18 protein-coding genes are annotated in these 16,219 nt (G+C 65.0%); 6 read left to right on the top strand and 12 right to left on the bottom strand.

Annotation, left to right across the window (positions count from 1 at the left end; translation table 11 throughout):
• From leuS to ASC91_RS18620, 5 genes are read right to left on the bottom strand one after another with little or no spacing between them, the layout of a single operon-like run.
• A complete protein-coding gene (leuS, locus tag ASC91_RS18640; RefSeq protein WP_056200080.1) occupies positions 1-2,631 on the bottom strand; it encodes a leucine--tRNA ligase in 2,631 nt (876 codons plus the stop codon).
• A 40-nt stretch (positions 2,632-2,671) separates the two neighbouring features.
• On the bottom strand, positions 2,672-3,097 hold the full coding sequence (locus ASC91_RS18635; RefSeq protein WP_056200078.1) for a biopolymer transporter ExbD: 426 nt from the start codon (positions 3,095-3,097) through the stop codon (positions 2,672-2,674).
• 2 nt (positions 3,098-3,099) lie between these two features.
• A complete protein-coding gene (locus ASC91_RS18630) occupies positions 3,100-3,744 on the bottom strand; it encodes a MotA/TolQ/ExbB proton channel family protein (RefSeq protein ID WP_056200074.1) in 645 nt (214 codons plus the stop codon).
• Between the two features lies 1 nt (position 3,745).
• Positions 3,746-4,486, bottom strand: a complete 741-nt coding sequence (gene dapB, locus ASC91_RS18625) for a 4-hydroxy-tetrahydrodipicolinate reductase (RefSeq protein WP_268795276.1) — start codon at positions 4,484-4,486, stop codon at positions 3,746-3,748.
• Positions 4,483-5,061, bottom strand: coding sequence for an outer membrane protein assembly factor BamE (locus tag ASC91_RS18620; protein WP_056200071.1), 579 nt, complete (start codon positions 5,059-5,061; stop codon positions 4,483-4,485). Before ASC91_RS18620 ends, dapB begins: the two co-directional genes overlap by 4 nt.
• 113 nt (positions 5,062-5,174) lie before the next feature.
• On the opposite strand from ASC91_RS18620, the gene fur reads away from it, so the two are divergent.
• Positions 5,175-5,615 carry a ferric iron uptake transcriptional regulator gene (gene fur / locus ASC91_RS18615; protein ID WP_056200069.1) on the top strand — a complete coding sequence of 147 codons (441 nt, stop codon included), beginning with the start codon at positions 5,175-5,177 and terminating at the stop codon, positions 5,613-5,615.
• A gap of 23 nt (positions 5,616-5,638) precedes the next feature.
• Here the strand turns inward: fur and hprK are convergent, their stop codons facing one another.
• The 3 genes from hprK to hpf all read right to left on the bottom strand — a co-directional run bounded on the left by hprK (position 5,639) and on the right by hpf (position 7,701).
• Positions 5,639-6,595, bottom strand: coding sequence for an HPr(Ser) kinase/phosphatase (gene hprK / locus ASC91_RS18610; protein ID WP_056200066.1), 957 nt, complete (start codon positions 6,593-6,595; stop codon positions 5,639-5,641).
• A gap of 34 nt (positions 6,596-6,629) precedes the next feature.
• Positions 6,630-7,100 (bottom strand): PTS sugar transporter subunit IIA, encoded by a 471-nt coding sequence (locus ASC91_RS18605; RefSeq protein WP_056200063.1) that lies wholly within the window; start codon positions 7,098-7,100, stop codon positions 6,630-6,632.
• 259 nt (positions 7,101-7,359) lie between these two features.
• Complete coding sequence (gene hpf, locus ASC91_RS18600) at positions 7,360-7,701, bottom strand: ribosome hibernation-promoting factor, HPF/YfiA family (RefSeq protein ID WP_056200061.1); 342 nt, start codon at positions 7,699-7,701, stop codon at positions 7,360-7,362.
• A 420-nt stretch (positions 7,702-8,121) separates the two neighbouring features.
• Here hpf and corA point away from each other — a divergent pair, with 420 nt between their 5' ends.
• The 3 genes from corA to ASC91_RS18585 all read left to right on the top strand — a co-directional run bounded on the left by corA (position 8,122) and on the right by ASC91_RS18585 (position 11,393).
• Positions 8,122-9,111, top strand: coding sequence for a magnesium/cobalt transporter CorA (corA, locus tag ASC91_RS18595; RefSeq protein WP_056200057.1), 990 nt, complete (start codon positions 8,122-8,124; stop codon positions 9,109-9,111).
• A gap of 464 nt (positions 9,112-9,575) precedes the next feature.
• On the top strand, positions 9,576-10,493 hold the full coding sequence (locus tag ASC91_RS18590) for a MerR family transcriptional regulator (protein ID WP_056200054.1): 918 nt from the start codon (positions 9,576-9,578) through the stop codon (positions 10,491-10,493).
• 27 nt (positions 10,494-10,520) lie between these two features.
• Entirely contained in the window at positions 10,521-11,393 is an 873-nt protein-coding gene (locus tag ASC91_RS18585; RefSeq protein ID WP_056200052.1) for a hypothetical protein, read from the top strand.
• A gap of 68 nt (positions 11,394-11,461) precedes the next feature.
• On the opposite strand, the gene ASC91_RS18580 is transcribed toward ASC91_RS18585, so the two are convergent.
• The 4 genes from ASC91_RS18580 to ASC91_RS18565 form a co-directional block, all read right to left on the bottom strand.
• Positions 11,462-12,328, bottom strand: a complete 867-nt coding sequence (locus ASC91_RS18580; RefSeq protein ID WP_056200050.1) for a hypothetical protein — start codon at positions 12,326-12,328, stop codon at positions 11,462-11,464.
• A 15-nt stretch (positions 12,329-12,343) separates the two neighbouring features.
• On the bottom strand, positions 12,344-13,213 hold the full coding sequence (locus ASC91_RS18575) for an ABC transporter ATP-binding protein (RefSeq protein WP_056200047.1): 870 nt from the start codon (positions 13,211-13,213) through the stop codon (positions 12,344-12,346).
• Positions 13,210-13,563, bottom strand: coding sequence for a GntR family transcriptional regulator (locus ASC91_RS18570; RefSeq protein ID WP_056200043.1), 354 nt, complete (start codon positions 13,561-13,563; stop codon positions 13,210-13,212). Before ASC91_RS18570 ends, ASC91_RS18575 begins: the two co-directional genes overlap by 4 nt.
• 278 nt (positions 13,564-13,841) lie before the next feature.
• Positions 13,842-14,744, bottom strand: coding sequence for an Abi family protein (locus ASC91_RS18565; RefSeq protein WP_056200040.1), 903 nt, complete (start codon positions 14,742-14,744; stop codon positions 13,842-13,844).
• Positions 14,745-15,214: 470 nt separating this feature from the next.
• On the opposite strand from ASC91_RS18565, the gene ASC91_RS18560 reads away from it, so the two are divergent.
• Complete coding sequence (locus ASC91_RS18560) at positions 15,215-15,589, top strand: helix-turn-helix transcriptional regulator (protein WP_157281807.1); 375 nt, start codon at positions 15,215-15,217, stop codon at positions 15,587-15,589.
• A gap of 53 nt (positions 15,590-15,642) precedes the next feature.
• Positions 15,643-16,176, top strand: a complete 534-nt coding sequence (locus ASC91_RS18555) for an ImmA/IrrE family metallo-endopeptidase (protein ID WP_056201266.1) — start codon at positions 15,643-15,645, stop codon at positions 16,174-16,176.
• Positions 16,177-16,219: the final 43 nt, after the last annotated feature.

Genomic DNA, 16,219 nt, shown 5'->3' with positions numbered 1-16,219 from the left:
TCAGACGACGATGTTGACCAGGCGGCCGGGCACGATGACGACCTTCTTGGGCGCCTTGCCTTCGCTGAACTTGGCGAACTCCTCGGTCGCCAGCGCCGCGGCTTCGATGGCCGCCTTGTCGGCCGAGGCCGGCACCTTGACTGCGCCGCGCAGCTTGCCGTTGACCTGCAGCATCAGCTCGATCTCGTCCTGCACCAGGGCGGCCTCGTCGACCGTCGGCCAGGGCGCGTCGAGCAGGTCGCCCAGTTCGGCCGCAAAGCCCAGGTCTTGCCAGAGCTGATGGGCGACGTGCGGCGTGGCGGGGTAAAGCACGCGCAGCAGCACCGAGAAGCCGTCGCGCACTGCAGCCGCCTGGCCTTCGGCCTTGAAGCCCTCGAGTGCATTGAGCAGCTTCATTGCGCCGGAGACGACGGTGTTGTACTGCATGCGCTCGTAGTCGTAGCTGACCTGCTTGAGCACGTTGTGCACCTCGCGGCGCAGCGCCTTGCCGTCGCCGTTCAGCGCGGCGAAGTCCTGGCCGCCGGACTTGATCGCGTCGGCATTGCGCGCGCCGAAGTTCCACACGCGCTTGAGGAAGCGGTGCGCGCCTTCGACGGCCGCGTCGTTCCACTCCAGCGTCTGCTCGGGCGGGCTGGCGAACATGACGAACAGGCGGGCCGTGTCGGCGCCGTACTGGTCGATGAGGGCCTGCGGGTCCACGCCGTTGTTCTTCGACTTGGACATCGTCGTCATCTCGTACTCGAGCGGCGTGCCGTCCTTCTTCAGCTTGGCGCCGGCGATGCCGCCCTTGTCGTCGTGGATGACGTCGATCTCGTGGTCCCAGTAGTAGTCCTTGCCGCCACCCTCGGGCTTGTGGAAGAACGCGCCCTTGAGCACCATGCCCTGGGTCAGCAGCTTCTCGAACGGCTCGCTGATCGTCACCAGGCCGAGGTCGCGCATCGCCTTGGTCCAGAAGCGCGCGTACAGCAGGTGCAGGATGGCGTGCTCGATGCCGCCGATGTACTGGTTCATCGGCATCCAGTACTTCGTGCCGTCCGCGACCATGGCCTGATCGTTGGTCGGGTCGCAATAGCGCATGAAGTACCAGGACGAATCGACGAAGGTGTCCATCGTGTCCGTCTCGCGCTGGGCCGGCTTGCCGCAGCTCGGGCAGGCGACGTTCAGGAAGGCCGCGTGCTTGTTCAGCGGGTTGCCGCTGCCGTCGGGGATCAGGTCGTCGGGCAGCACGACCGGCAGGTCCTTCTCGGGCACCGGCACCACGCCACAATCGTCGCAATGGATGATCGGGATCGGCGTGCCCCAGTAGCGCTGGCGGCTGACGCCCCAGTCGCGCAGGCGCCAGGTGGTTTTCTTCTCGCCCAGGCCCTTCTCGGCGAGCAGCTCGGCGACCTTGTTGACGGCGTCCACGTGGCCCAGGCCATCCAGCACGCCGGAGTTGATGCAGCGCGCCTTGGACTTGTCGCCGTACCACTCGGCCCACTTCTTGTCGTCGTAGGCCTGGCCGTCAACGTCGATGACCTGCTTGATCGGCAGCTGGTACTTCAGCGCGAACGCGAAGTCGCGCTCATCGTGCGCCGGCACGCCCATGACGGCGCCGTCGCCGTAGCTCATCAGCACGTAGTTGCCGACCCAGACCTCGACCTGCGCGCCGGTGATCGGGTGGGTGACGAACAGCCCCGTTGGCACGCCCTTCTTGTCCTGCGTGGCCAGCTCGGCCTCGGTGGTTCCGCCGGCCTTGCATTCCTCGATGAAGCGGGCCACCTCAGGCTTGTCTTTGGCTGCAACGGTCGCGAGCGGATGCTCGGGCGCGACGGCGCAGAAGGTCACGCCCATGATGGTGTCAGCACGGGTCGTGAACACCCACAGCCGGCCCCCGCCACCTTCGATGGTGTGCGGGAAGGCGAAACGCACTCCCTGGCTCTTGCCGATCCAGTTCTCCTGCATCAGCCGCACGCGCTCCGGCCAGCCGCTCAGGTAGTTGGGGTCGGCGGGGTCGGCCACGGCCGACAGCAGCTCCTCGGCGTACTGCGTGATCTTCAGGTAGTAGCCCGGGATCTCACGCTTTTCCACCAGCGCGCCCGAGCGCCAGCCACGGCCGTCGATGACCTGCTCGTTGGCCAGCACCGTCTGGTCCACCGGGTCCCAGTTGACAACTTGAGTGCGGCGCTCGGCGATGCCCTTTTCCAGCATCTTCAGGAACAGCCATTGGTTCCACTTGTAGTAGCTGGGCTGGCAGGTCGCGACCTCGCGGCTCCAGTCGATGGCCAGGCCCATGGCCTGCATCTGGCCCTTCATGTGGGCGATGTTGGAGTAGGTCCACTGCGCGGGCGGCACCTTGCCCTTCATCGCAGCGTTTTCAGCCGGCAGGCCGAAGGCATCCCAGCCCATGGGCATCAGGACATTGAAGCCCTTCATCCGCAGCTGGCGCGCCAGCATGTCGTTGATCGTGTAGTTGCGCACATGGCCCATGTGCAGCTTGCCCGACGGGTAGGGCAGCATGGAGCAGGCATAGAAGTGCGGCTTGCTCGCGTCTTCGGTCACGCGGTAGGCATCGCGCTCCGTCCAGTAGGCACGGGCGGCGGCTTCGATCTCGTTCGGGTTGTAGCTGGGCGCTTCGGTCTTGGCGTTCATACGCCAAATTGTATGGGTCGCCCCTCTGGCGACCCTTCGATCACGGTGCTGAAGCGGCGGCCTGGGCGACGAAGGCGATGCGGTTCAATCCCGCGGCCTGCACCCAGCCGATCAGCTCGGCGACCTGGCCATAGGGCACGGCGCGGTCGGCGCGCAGTTGCACTTCCAGTTGCGCATTGGCGCGGCCGAGTTCGGAAATGCGCTTCTGGAAGGCCTCGGGCGGCAGCTCGTCGTCGCCGAGATGCAGCTTGCCGTCCGGCGTGATGGCCACGGCGATGAAGCCTGGCGCGTCGCTGGGCGTCGCAGCTTCGCTCTTGGGCAGGTCCAGGCGCAGGGATGCGGTCATCAAGGGCGCGGTGATCATGAAGATGACCAGCAGCACCAGCATGACGTCGATCAGCGGCGTCATGTTGATGTCGCTCATCGGGCGAGCGGCGTCAGGCCTTTCAAGTCGCCCGAAGCTCATGATCAATCGTGGTCCAGCAACTCGCGCAGGTCGTGCGCGAAACCTTCGAGGTCGGCCTCGCAGGCCGCAACCAGCTTGCCGAAGACGTTGTAGGCCAGCACGGCCGGAATGGCCACGGCCAGACCGGCGGCCGTCATGATCAGCGCCTCGCCGACCGGACCGGAGATCTTGTCGATGGTGATGTTGCCGGCCGCGGAAATGCTGGCCAGCGCGTGATAGATGCCCCAGACGGTGCCGAACAGGCCCACGAAGGGGGCCGTCGCGCCAACGGAGGCCAGCAGCACCTGGCCGAACTGGAGCTTGGCCAGCACGGCATGCAGCGCGTCGCGCAGGCGGCGGGTCAGGCGGGATTCACGTTTGCCGGCGGCGTCCAGCGTGGCGCTGCGGGTCTCGGCCGTGGCGGCGTCCAGCAGCGGCAGCAACAGGCCTTCGGTGTCGAAGCTCAGCAGCGCACTGCGGCCCTCAGCAACACCGGCCGCGCCCCAGAAGGCCGGCACCGCGCGCACGAGGCCGCGGCGGGCGCGGCGCAGCAGCCAGGCCTTCCACAGGATCAGAGCCCAGGCGCTGACCGACATGGCCAGCAGCAGCAGCGCCACCGCGCGACCGACCAGGTCGCTTTGGGCCCAGAAGTCCGCGAAGCCGCCCATATCAGCCGTTGAATCCGAGGACGTCGTTCATGCCGAACAGGCCGGCCTTCTTGCCGCCGGCCAGAAAGCGCGCGCAGCGCAGGCTGCCCTGGGCATAGATGCCGCGGTTGGTGGCCTTGTGGCTGACCTCGATGCGCTCGCCGATGCCGGCGAACAGGACGGTGTGGTCGCCGATGATGTCACCGCCACGCACGGTGGCGAAGCCGATGGTGGACGGGTCGCGCGCGCCCGTGACGCCTTCGCGGCCATACACGGCGCTAGTCTTCAGGTCGCGGCCCAGGGCGTCGGCGACGACCTGGCCCATCTGCAGGGCCGTGCCGCTGGGGGCGTCCACCTTCATGCGGTGGTGGGCCTCGACGATCTCGATGTCATAGCCCTCGTTCAGCGCGCGGGCGGCCATGTCCAGCAGCTTGAGCACGACGTTGACGCCAACGCTCATGTTGGGCGCGAAGACGACGGCGGTGCGCTCGGCGAATCTGGCGATCTCGGCCTTCTGGGCTTCGTCGAAGCCGGTCGTGCCGACCACGGCCTTGACGCCCAGTTCGGCGCAAACAGCCAGATGGGCCAGCGTCGCCTCGGGGCGGGTGAAGTCGATCATCACGTCGGCGCCGGCCAGGCCCGCGCGGACGTCGTCGCCTCTATCCAGCGTGACGTGCAGACTGCAGTCGTCGGCCGCCTCGACGGCCTCGATGAGCATCTTGCCCATGCGCCCGGAGGCGCCCATCACTGCGACCTTGATCACGAGCCCGAACCCGGCTTGGCGTCCAGCGGCGGATAAGTGCGGCCCGGCGCCGGGCCTTCGGCGGCGGCCGTGGGCGCGGCCTCGGCGCTCTTCTTGGGCGGGGGTAGGGCGTCGCGCTCGGCCTCGCTCAATTCCAGCTTCGGGTTCTTGCTGCTCGGCTTGAAGGTGTTGATGGCGGCCACGAAGTCGTTCTCGGCCGGCAGGTCGTCGGGCACATCCAGGGACTTGAGCTTGTCGCCGTCGAACAGGGCCACAACCAGGCGCTGCTGCGGCGCGGCACCCTGGCGGCGGATCGTGAAGACATAGTCCCAGCGCGCCTCGTGGAAGACGTCTGTCAGCAGCGGCGAGCCGAGCAGGTCGCGCACCTGCGCCTTGGGCATGCCGGGCTTGACGCGGGCGACCATCTCCTTGGTCAGCACATTGCCCTGCACGACCTCGACGCGATAGGGCGTCAGCAGGCCCAGCACCTTTTCGCCGGTGACCGACGGCAGGCTTGGCAGGGAATCCCAGGTGGGTAAGTAGGAGCAGCCGCCGAGCAGTGCAAGCAGCGGGAGAGAGGCAAGCAGGGGACGCATCGGGCGGCTGGCTGAAGGGGCAGGAAGGGGACGGGAAGCGCCGGCCGGCAGGCCGGCTGGCTATGATCGGCGGATTCTAGCGGGGCCCTCCCTGGCCTCCTTTGCTTCCCGCCATGCCCTCTTCCGCCAAGAACCAGACTAGCGACATCAAGAACAGCGGCCTCAAGGCGACGCTGCCGCGCATCAAGATCCTCGAGATCTTCCAGCGCGCGGCGCAGCGTCACATGACCGCTGAAGATGTTTACAAGGCTTTGCTTGGCGAGGGCGCCGACATCGGCCTGGCGACGGTCTATCGCGTGCTGCAGCAGTTCGAGCAGGCGGGCCTCTTGAGCCGCAACCATTTCGAGACCGGCAAGGCCGTCTATGAGCTCAACGAAGGCCACCACCACGACCACCTCGTTTGCCTGAACTGCGGCAAGGTCGAGGAGTTCTTCGACCCCGGCATCGAGGAGCGCCAGCACGCCATCGCGGGCGAACGTGGCTTCCAGCTGCAGGAGCATTCGCTGGCGCTGTACGCGACCTGCCTGAAGACGGACTGCCCGAACCGCAGCTGAGCGCTTCCCTCGGGCGAGGGGCTTCAATCCATCGAACCGTTGTCGATGGCGCGCTGGTGGCGCTCGACGAATTCCTTGTAGGTGTCGATACCGCGCAGCTGCAGGATGGTGTTGCGCACGGCGGCCTCGACCAGCACGGCGAGGTTGCGGCCGGCGTCCACGGCGATGACGACCTTGCGCACCGGCATGCCCAGCACATCCTCATACAGAGGCTCATAGGGCAGGCGCTCGAAGTCGCGCTCCATCGTCTCCTTGCGCACCAGGTGCACGATGAGCTTGAGCCGCATCTTGCGGCGCACGGCTGTCTCGCCAAAGATGGACTTGATATCCAGCAGGCCGATGCCGCGCACTTCCAGCAGATTCAGCAGCAGCTCGGGGCAGCGGCCCTCGATGGCGGTCTGGGCGATGCGGAAGAAGTCGACCGCGTCGTCGGCGACCAGGCCGTGGCCGCGCGAGATCAGCTCCAGGCCGAGTTCGCTCTTGCCCAGGCCCGATTCGCCGGTCAGCAGCACGCCCAGGCCCAGGATGTCCATGAAGACACCGTGGCGGGTCGTGCGGTTGGCGAACAGCTGGGACAGGTAGCCGCGCACCAGGTCGATGACATGACCGGCGGACTCGTTGGTGCGGAACAGCGGGATCTCGGCCCGGTCGCACATGGCGACGAGGCGCGGCGGCGGCAAGCTGTCGTCGGCGACGATGATGACCGGCGGCTCCAGCGTGACGATGCGGGAAATGCGCCGGTCCTGAACGTCGGTGCCTTCCTGGTTCAGATAGGCCACCTCACGACGGCCGACGATCTGGACGCGGTAGGGATGGATGTAGTTCAGGTAGCCGACCAGGTCGGCCGCACTCTGCGCATCGCGCACGGCCGCTTCGTCGAAGCGGCGTTCCGGGTGGGCGTGGCCGGCGATCCACTCCCAGCGCAAGGCCTCGCGGTGCTCTTCGAAAAGCCTTTCCGCGCTGATCGAGGTGGGTTTCAAATTAAGGGTTTACGCGAAGCGTCGAAAAGCGGCATCAAGCGACTGATTTCAGCGGCTCCCAGGCCGCAATCAGCTTGTGCAGGGTGGCGGCGTCCGGCTCGGCCTTGAGCTGCTCGCGCAGTTCGCGGTCGGACAGCATCTCGGCGATCTCGGACAGGATCTCCAGATGACGCTGCGTGGCCGCTTCGGGCACGAGCAGGAAGATCAGCAACCCGACGGGCTCGTCATCCGGCGCATCGAAGCCGATGGGCTGGGCCAGCCGCAGCACCGCAGCCAGCGGGTTCTTCAGGCCCTTGACGCGGCCATGCGGGATGGCGACGCCGTGTCCCAGGCCGGTCGAGCCCAGACGCTCTCGGGCGAAGAGGTTGTCGGTGACCAGCGCCCGGCCCATCTGGTGGTGGTTTTCGAACAGCAAGCCTGCATGTTCAAAGGCGCGTTTCTTGCTGGACGCATCCACGTTCACCAACACGTTGTCGGCAGGCAGGATGGCGGCGAGACGGTTCATGGGTTGAGGCCAAGCATCGGGGGCGCCGGATAGGCGCGGCCGTGCCGGGCTGGTGGGTCAATCAGAGCGACAGATTATGGAACCGTGCGTCGTTTTGGGGTGGGCGGTAGCCCCTAGAGACGTGGAAAACGCCTCTGACCACCCATGAATGCGGGTTTTTGCGGCACTGCAGCAACAACCGATTGCCGCGAGCAGCCATGGATTGTGCATCGCAAAAACAAAAGCGGCCCGCAGGCCGCCGCGAGATGAGCCAGGGGCTTCAGCGTGCGGGTACCTCGAGGCGCTTGGCCGAGGCGTGGTGATGGTCCTGCACCTTGTCCTTGTGGCGGCAGACCTGACGATCCAGCTTGTCCATCAATTGATCAATGGCGGCGTACAGATCCTCGTGGGATTGCTCGACAAAGATGTCGCGGCCCTTCACATGCAGGGTCACTTCGGCGCGCTGGCGGCGTTCCTTCTCCTTTTGCTTCTCTACGGTCAGCAGGACGTTGATATCAACGACCTGGTCGAAGTGGCGGGTCACACGGTCCAGCTTGGTGAGTACGTACTCGCGCAGAGCGGGCGTGACTTCGAGATGATGGCCACTGATCGTCAGATTCATAAAGCCTCCTTTCAGAGGAATGGGTCGGAAAACAAACCAGAAAACTGAGAAAAAACAGACGAAGGGGGAGGGAGGAGGAGGGTCTTTCGGGTAGCGGAGGTGGGTGGGAGTGGGGAAATCGACGAGTCCAGTTTGCTCGCGAAGCCGCGGCATGACAAGGGGATGACGGTGACCGTTTGTCGGCTGGAGGGCCTCGTTTTCGCGGCTTCTTTCACGTCTTGAGCGGGTGCAATAATCCGCGGCTATTCACCCTACGGAGCCCTTCTTGGACAGCGATCACCCTCGGTGACCGTCCACTCCCGCTGCCGGCCTTCCTGAGGCCCCGCCCGGAGTGAGACGGTTGACCTGAATCCCGCCACCCCGGACGGCGCTGCGCCGTCGTCCTCCGCCAGTCTGGCCAGCGCTGCCAGGAGACGATGCATGCTGAATGTGTTTACGCTGGACAACGGGCGCCTCAAGGGCGGCCTGTTCCAGGAAGAAATCGAAACCGCCGAGGACCTGGCCCAGTCGCGCCCGGTCTGGGTCGACCTGGAAAGCCCGAGCGCCGAGGAGAAGGGCTGGATCCGCGACCGCTTCGGCCTGACCATCCCCGAGGACATCGTCGACGAGGACCTGGAGGAATCGGCGCGCTTCTACGAGGAAGACAACGGCGAGCTGCACATCCGCTCCGACTTCCTCATCGAGGGCGACGAGGGCCCCGACGGCAAGTCGGCGCGCAATGTGCGCGTGGCCTTCATCCTCTTCAACAACATCCTGTTCTCCATCCACAACGAGGACCTGCCGGTGTTCCGCCTGCTGCGGCTGCGCGCGAGGCGCATTCCGGCCCTGATCGAGGACGCCAAGGATGTGCTGCTCAAGCTCTACGACGCCGACGCCGAGTACTCGGCGGACGTGCTGGAGGGCATCTACGACAAGCTTGAGGCCGTCAGCGTTCGCGTGCTGAAGAGCGACGTGACCGACGCCGCCGCCGGCGAGGTGCTGTCGGCCATTGCGCGCGAGGAAGACTTGAACGGCCGCATTCGCCGCAACGTCATGGACACGCGCCGTGCCGTCAGCTTCATGATGCGCAGCCGCATGCTCAACGCCGAGCAGTTCGAGGAATCGCGCCAGATCCTGCGTGACATCGACTCACTCGACTCACACACCGCTTTCCTCTTCGACAAGATCAACTTCCTGATGGATGCGACCGTCGGCTTCATCAACATCAACCAGAACAAGATCATCAAGATCTTCTCGGTGGCCAGCGTCGCCCTGCTGCCGCCGACGCTGATCGCATCGATCTACGGCATGAACTTCAAGAACATGCCGGAACTGGAGTCGAGCTGGGGCTACCCATTCGCCCTCGTGCTGATGCTGCTGTCCGTCGCCGCGCCCTTCATCTATTTCCGCCGCAAGGGTTGGTTGAAATAGCTCCCGTGCGCGTCAAAAGGCAAGGGCCTGCGTCGTGGACGCAGGCCCTGGTCATAAAAGCGGCCGCAGAACGCCTCGAAGCCAACGAGGGAGGGAGGGAGGAGGAGGAGAACGGCTTCGAGATTGCTGCTCTGAGATCAGAGAGGTTGCGCGACCTAAATTCGTGGTTGAGCGGAGAGTGCGAGTCGAGCCAGGGCTCGGGTTTTTACTGGTGTGTAGCCTGAGAGTGGGCACTGAGCGCGAAATTCCAAGGCCGTGTACCGGTTTCCTGTGACGATTGTTGTCCTCGCCGCGGCTGTTTTTCTCTGCCCCGTGTGGCTGCGGCGGAATTACAAACAGTAGGACGTGTAAGTCGCTTTGTCGAATATTTCTGTTGGTGTGCGGGCCGCCCCTCGCGCGCGGCCGGAATCAACTACTGTCCCAGCTTTGTGCAGGGCGAACCATGCGCGATCCGAGATCCAGCGATGAATGATTCGTTCGACGGCATCGGCATCACCGCGGTCGAGCGCGATACCGGCATCCACAAGGAAACGCTGCGCGTCTGGGAGCGCCGCTATGGTTTCCCGTCGCCCTGGCGCGACGCGACCGGCGAGCGCCTGTACCCGCCGGAACAGGTTCAGCGGCTGCGGCTCGTGAAGCGGTTGCTGGACGCCGGCCACCGTCCGGGCCGTGTCGTTGCTGCTTCGGTACAGGAGTTGTCGGCCCTGCTGAAGCCGCCTGCGGCCGTGCCTGTCGCGGGCGCGGCTGTCGAGCCTTTCGAGATCGCCGCCTGTGCCGCCTTGCTGCAAGGCCATGACGTCGAGGGGCTGCGGCGTGCGCTGTCAGAGGTCGTGCTGCGCCGCGGTCTGGGGCGCGGCGTCATCGAGGTCTTCGCGCCTTTGACGACGCGCATTGGCGAGTTGTGGATGAGCGGGGCGCTGCAGATCTTCCAGGAGCATCTCTACAGCGAATCCCTGCAGTTGGTGCTGCGCCAGGCCATGCATGCGCTGCCGCCCCCGACCGGTCGCCAGCCGCGGGTGCTGTTGACAACCCTGCCCGGCGAAAGCCATGCGCTGGGCCTGCTGATGGTCGAGGCCCTGCTGGGCCTGGAGGGCGCCGTCTGCCTGTCACTGGGCGTGCAGACGCCGTTGGCGCAGTTGCCTGCCGCCGCGGCGGCCTGCCGGGTCGATGTCGTCGCGGTGAGCTTCGCCGGCCAGCTGGCCCACCGCGCCGTGCTGGACGGGCTGGCCAACCTGCGCACACAGCTGCCGGCCGCCGTCGAGATCTGGGCTGCAGGCAGCAGCAGCCAGGCACTCCGTTTGCCGGGCTCTCAGGACGGTGTGCGCTGCCTTGACGGCCTGGCCGCAATCGCGCCGGAGATGGCACGCTGGCGCGAACTTTAGAATCCCGCCTCTAGACGAGGATTTCTCATGCTTTACCCTGAACTGTTCAAGCAACTCGAAGCCGTGCGTTGGAACATGGACCGCGACATCCCGTGGGACAAGTTCGACGCCAGCCTGCTGAGCGACGAACAGGCCCAGACCATCAAGATGAACGCCATCACCGAGTGGTCGGCCCTGCCCGCCACCGAGATGTTTCTGCGCGACAACCGCGAAGACAGTGACTTCTCGGCCTTCATGTCGGTCTGGTTCTTCGAGGAGCAAAAGCACAGCCTGGTGCTGATGGAGTACCTCAAGCGCTTCCGCCCTGATCTCGTGCCCACGGAGGCCGAGCTGCACGAGGTGCGGTTCGACTTCGACCCCGCGCCAGCGCTCGAGACGCTGATGATGCATTTCTGCGGCGAGATCCGCCTGAACCACTGGTACCGCCGCGCGTCCGAGTGGCACAACGAGCCCGTCATCAAGGCCATCTACGAAACCCTGTCGCGCGACGAGGCCCGCCACGGCGGCGCCTATCTGCGCTACATGAAGCGGGCCATGGCCAAGTTCGGCGACGAGGCCCGCGCGGCCTTCGCCAAGGTGGGCGTGCTCATGGCCAGCGCCCGCCGCACGGCCCAGGCCCTGCATCCGACCAATCTGCACGTCAACGCCAAACTCTTCCCGCGCGACACCATCCAGAGCCGCCTGCCGGACCCCGAGTGGCTGGAGCGCTGGCTGGACAAGCAGATCCAGTTCGACTCGGTCTGGGAGAACAAGGTCGTCGAGCGCATCCTGCACAACATGAGCCTGCTGATGGACCGCAGCTTCGCCACCGTGCAGGAGCTCAACCGCTTCCGCAAGGAAGTGGCAGCGCGCATCGTGCCGCCGGCGGCGCCCGACGCTCTGGCCAGTTCACCGACCTGAGGCGTTCAGAAGCAAAAAACCGGGGCCAGTTGAACTGACCCCGGTTTGCTTTTGGGCAGGCCGGCCGATCAGGCGCCGCGTGCCCGCTTCATCACCACCAGCGCGAAACCAGCGGCGGCCACGGCGACCCAGCCCAGGAACTGCAGCGAGGCGAGATCGGCCAGCGTGTGGCTCAGGTCCTGCAGCGACCAGGTCCACAGGTTGACGTCCGACATCAGGGCCGACTTCAGGCCTTCCGCGTCATTGATCATCGAGTGGCCGAGGCGCTCGTTCCAATCGCTCAGCGCCTGCAGCGGCCAGTCGATGCTGTAGACCTTGTGCAGCACCAGGGTGACGACGAAGCCGCCGACGAAGACCAGGGGCACGCCCAGGCGCTTGAGCCAGGCCGAAGCGGCCATCAGCACGAAGATCATCGGCGCCAGCCACAGCATCAGCGGCACGGTGCCCACGAGGCCACGCAGCAGCAGGGGCGTTGCCGCCGAGACGACCTCGCCCCAGTTCACCGACATGGCCGCGCCCAAGCCCGCCTTGCTGCCCAGCACCGACATCGCGATCGGCAGGCCGAAGAGGGCCCCCACGACGGCGCCGCCCAGAGGCGCCAGCCAGGCATGCGCCAGCACCGTCGATGCGACGCTCTCGCTCGGCCGCCCCGGCAGGGACAGCCAGAACTCGATCGAGCGGTCCTGCGCGTCGCGGCGCGCCAGGCCAGGCAGCTGGAACAGCGCCACCAGCAGGCAGATGGCATACACCGCGCAGGTGCTCAGCAGCAAGATGGCCAGGCCGATCAGTTCCGGGTGTTCCATCGGCAGGCCCTGCACATGGCCGAAGGGCAGCATGGCCAGGAAAAGGATCGGCGGAGCGAAGGCGGCGATCAGCCAGCCGCGCTTGTGCTGCATCCACTCGCGCAACAGCAGGGTGGGGATGTGGTTGTTCATGGCATTTGCTCCAGTTCAGGCTTGCTTGCCGTTCAGCGCCGGGTTGCGGGTCAGCGCCATGAAAAGATCGACGAGGCTGGGGCGCACGCGCTGGCCCAGGCTGGTGATGTGCTCGGGCGGCGGGCCGTCGAACAGCGAGGTCGTGCGGCCCTGCTCGCGGTAGCGCAGCAGCGGGTGGGCGGCGGCCATCGCGTCGGCGGCGGCCGGGTCGTGGTTCAGCGCCACGAAACGGCGGTCGATGTCCTCCAGACTGATCGACAGCGCCACGCGGCCTTCGTCCAGCATGATCACGTCGGACAGCAGCGCCTCCACCTCCTCGACCTGGTGGGTCGAGATCAGCACGCTGCGTTCGCCGTCGCACCACTCGTCGATGAGCATCTCGTAAAAGCTCTTGCGCGACACCACGTCCAGGCCCAGCGTCGGCTCGTCCAGGATCATCAGCTTGGCGTCGATGGCGGCAATCAGCGCCAGGTGCGTCTGGGCCACCATGCCCTTGGACAGGCTCTTGATCTTGTCGCCCTCGCTGACGCTGGTGCGCTTGAGCAAGGTGCGGGCGCGCTCGGCCGAGAACTTGGGCTGCAGCCGGCTCATCAGCGTGATCAGCTCGTGCACGCGGGCCCAGCGCGGCAGCACGGCCACGTCGGGGATGTAGCTGAGTTCGGTCAGCAGCTGCTGGCGGTTCCTGGTCGGCTCCAGCCCCAGCACGCTCAGCTCGCCCTGCACCGGCAGCAAGCCGACCATCGCCTTCATCAGCGAGGTCTTGCCGGCGCCGTTGTGGCCCAGCAGGCCGACGACGCGGCCCTTGGGCACTGCGACGGACACGTCGTTCAGCGCTGTCTTCTTGCCGTAGCGCAGCGTGATGTTCTTGGCTTCGATGAGGTTCATGTCGACTCCCAGTTCAGATCCTTGGCGGTCAGGCCCAGCCGCTTGAGCTTGGCGCGCAGGGCAGGCCAGTCCTTCTGCAGGAACTGCTCGCGCTCCTGGCGCAGCAAGCGCTCGCGGGCGCCGCTCATCACATACATGCCCAGGCCGCGGCGCGACTCGATTAGGCCGTGCTCGCTGAGCGCCTGCAGCGCCCGCGTGACGGTGAGCGGGTTGATGACGTACTGGCTGGCGAGCTGTCGCACCGACGGCAGCGCCTCGCCTTCCGGGGGGCTGCCGTCAAGCAGCTGCACGGCCAGTCGGTCGGCTAACTGCTGGTAGATCGGTGCCTGGTCTGTCCAGGTGGGAGTCATGGGAGCTCCGAGGTGTGTTGCTGATGTAGCACACCATATCTCCGACCCCGGTTGGCGACCTAGCGGCGAGCGACAAACCGTCGAATTGGCGGGATGAGCTGCGTGACTGTCGGTGTCGGGTCTCACTGAGTTCTGAATTCTTCTCACTCAGTTCTGTAGCGACGGGCGCGCCGTACGTGGGCCTGCCACTCTGGGCCGCGAAACGCCTGCCGCATTTTTTGGGCAGGGTTGCAGGCTTCTCTAACAAACTTCGCGGAAGATCGTTCGGCCTTGCTTAGTTACCAGCCGCGTGCTGTTTCCCAGGTCGCGTTGAAGCCCAGCTCGGCCAACGGAACGCGCGGATGTGCAGCGAACGATGCGCGCAGCGCGGACTTCCAGCGCTGTGGCAGTCCGGTCTGCACCAACAGGTACTGGACCACCGTTGCCATCGCGAAGAACGACTTCGGATGAGAGAACGTGATGCCGGCCTTCTTGTAGCCCGCCGGTGCTACACCCAACTGCACGTTAACAAGCTGGCCGTGGTGTGCGGCTAAGTTGCGCAGCACCGTCAGCGCATGAACCCATGACTCGAACACCTCGGGCTGCTGCACGCCGAACCGCTTAGCAATGGTCTTGCGGTCGTTGGGGTCACGCAGGATCGAAAAGGTACGCGACCACATCGCAAAAGACACGCACTCGCTGATCGCCCAGCTCGGTGGGAGGTAAGGCTCGTCGTGGTTGTCGAAGTAATGCTTGATGAATGTCTTGGCCTGGGCGCGTCCGACCTCATCCTCGATTTTGCGGATCAGGTGGCCGATGCCCCAGCGCATGGTCGGTTTGAACACGCCGGGTTGGAGGAACCAGTGCGGTGAATGGGCCAGGCTCAGGTGGTTGGCCATGGCCGTGCGTATGGCCACCTCGAGCCGATCGATCGCTTCGATCGTGGCCGCTCGCAGCTCACGGTCGAGCTCGCAGCGCTGGCGAATCTCTTCGAAATCGTAGCCCGGCTGGAAGCGCTTGGTGACAGGGTCTTGGGCGTGGTGCCAGTAACCCTTGAGGCGATACGCGCCAACGCCGCGCAGGTAGGCCAGCGCTTGGCTGTCGTCGGCGACGGTAAGGCCGCAGTCCTTGAGCTTCTGTAGCAGTTGCTCGGGAGTCCTTGCCGGTTTTGAGAAGGGGCGCGGAGGAGCTGTCGTCGCCATGAATGGTCCAGACAAAAGAAAACCCGCCTTTTGCACGTCCCCCTTTCGGAGGAACCCTGGCCGCGAAGCCAGAACGTGTGGCGGGTGTGTTGAACGCAATGTAGCAGCTGCTACGCCGGCGCGCAACTCAGATGGACATCAACTGTCTTCAGTTGAAGACCATTCGATCACACCGAAAGCCAGGCTACCGCTTTCGGGAACAAACGTCCCGGCTCGACCGAGGAGTCCATCCCGCGGGGTTACGGTGGCTGGCGATCCTGCCCAGCCTAGACGCCCCGTCGCGGCCCTCATCTAAGGCCCGCTCTCAGGAGTCATGACGGATGTGGCGACGCGTCTTAGGGCTGCACCAAGAATTGTAGGGTTTTTACCTACGTTCACTTTTTGGCGAAGTGATGCACAATTCAGCGAAGTAGTGATCCAACCGGAGGAACAACCCACGGAGGGATGTCTGAGACCACCTAGGAGCATCCATGAAGCTAACCCCCTTTGGCGAAACAGTAAGGACGTTGCGAATGCGTTATGACGTTTCAATGAAGTCGATGGCACAGGCGTTGGGCATCAGCTCTTCGTACCTGAGCGGCATCGAGTATGGAGAGAAAACTTTAGCTGACAAGTACGCCGATGCGGCCCACGCCTTTTTCGAGGGCACCGCGAGCCCTGAAGAACTGCAGCGGCTTAAGCATGCAGCAGCCCAATCTAAGGAGGTCGTATCGGTGTCAGCGCTTGAGCCTGATGCGCGGCGCCTCGTTGCCGCTTTTGCTCGGCGCCTTCAGGCCGGGGGGCAACCCTCGAAGGAGATGAACGATTGGCTGGAGTCGAAATTTCCGGGGAGTGAAGACAAATGATGTTCGGCAATTCTCAACGGTCGACCACCCCAAGTGGCTACAAAGTGGCTCCGATGAGCTATGCCAAGCTCGAGGAGGTTGCGGTGGACCTACGGAAGATCCTTCCCACCATCGCCGGCTCGCAAGGACTGCGCATTGACGCCCGTCGCGTTCTTGAGCAGACGTTGCCCCGTGCAAATTACAACTATCACGCTGACGACACGCTTGTTGAATGCGCTGCTTTCACGGTGCCGGCGAAGAACTTGATCGTGCTGCGCGAGGATGTGTACGACGGCTTGGCTGAGGAGAACGTTTTTTCCCGCAGCACCGTGATTCACGAACTGAGCCACATCGTTCTTGACCATGCCCTCACGCTGCAGCGCGGCCCAATCGGCGCGCATCAGTTTTGTGAAGACAGCGAGTGGCAGGCCAAGGCATTAACCGCCGCCGTGATGATGCCGATCGAGGCTTGCCGCCAAGCAAGCTCAGCGCGTGACCTGGCTCAGATCTGTGGCACCAGTATTCAGTCGGCTGAGTACCGCCTGAAACGCCTGATCGAGAAGCAGATCATCGCGCCGAAGGATGGTCAGGTCGGACTTTTCTTCTAAGGAGGCGAACGATGCGCAAACGCTAAAAGAAAAGGCAAGCGCG

This window comes from Pelomonas sp. Root1237 (assembly GCF_001425055.1).
Taxonomy (GTDB): domain Bacteria; phylum Pseudomonadota; class Gammaproteobacteria; order Burkholderiales; family Burkholderiaceae_C; genus Pelomonas.
The sequence above is the reverse complement of the archived record's forward strand: the minus strand, read 5'-3'. Positions and strand labels throughout refer to the sequence as shown.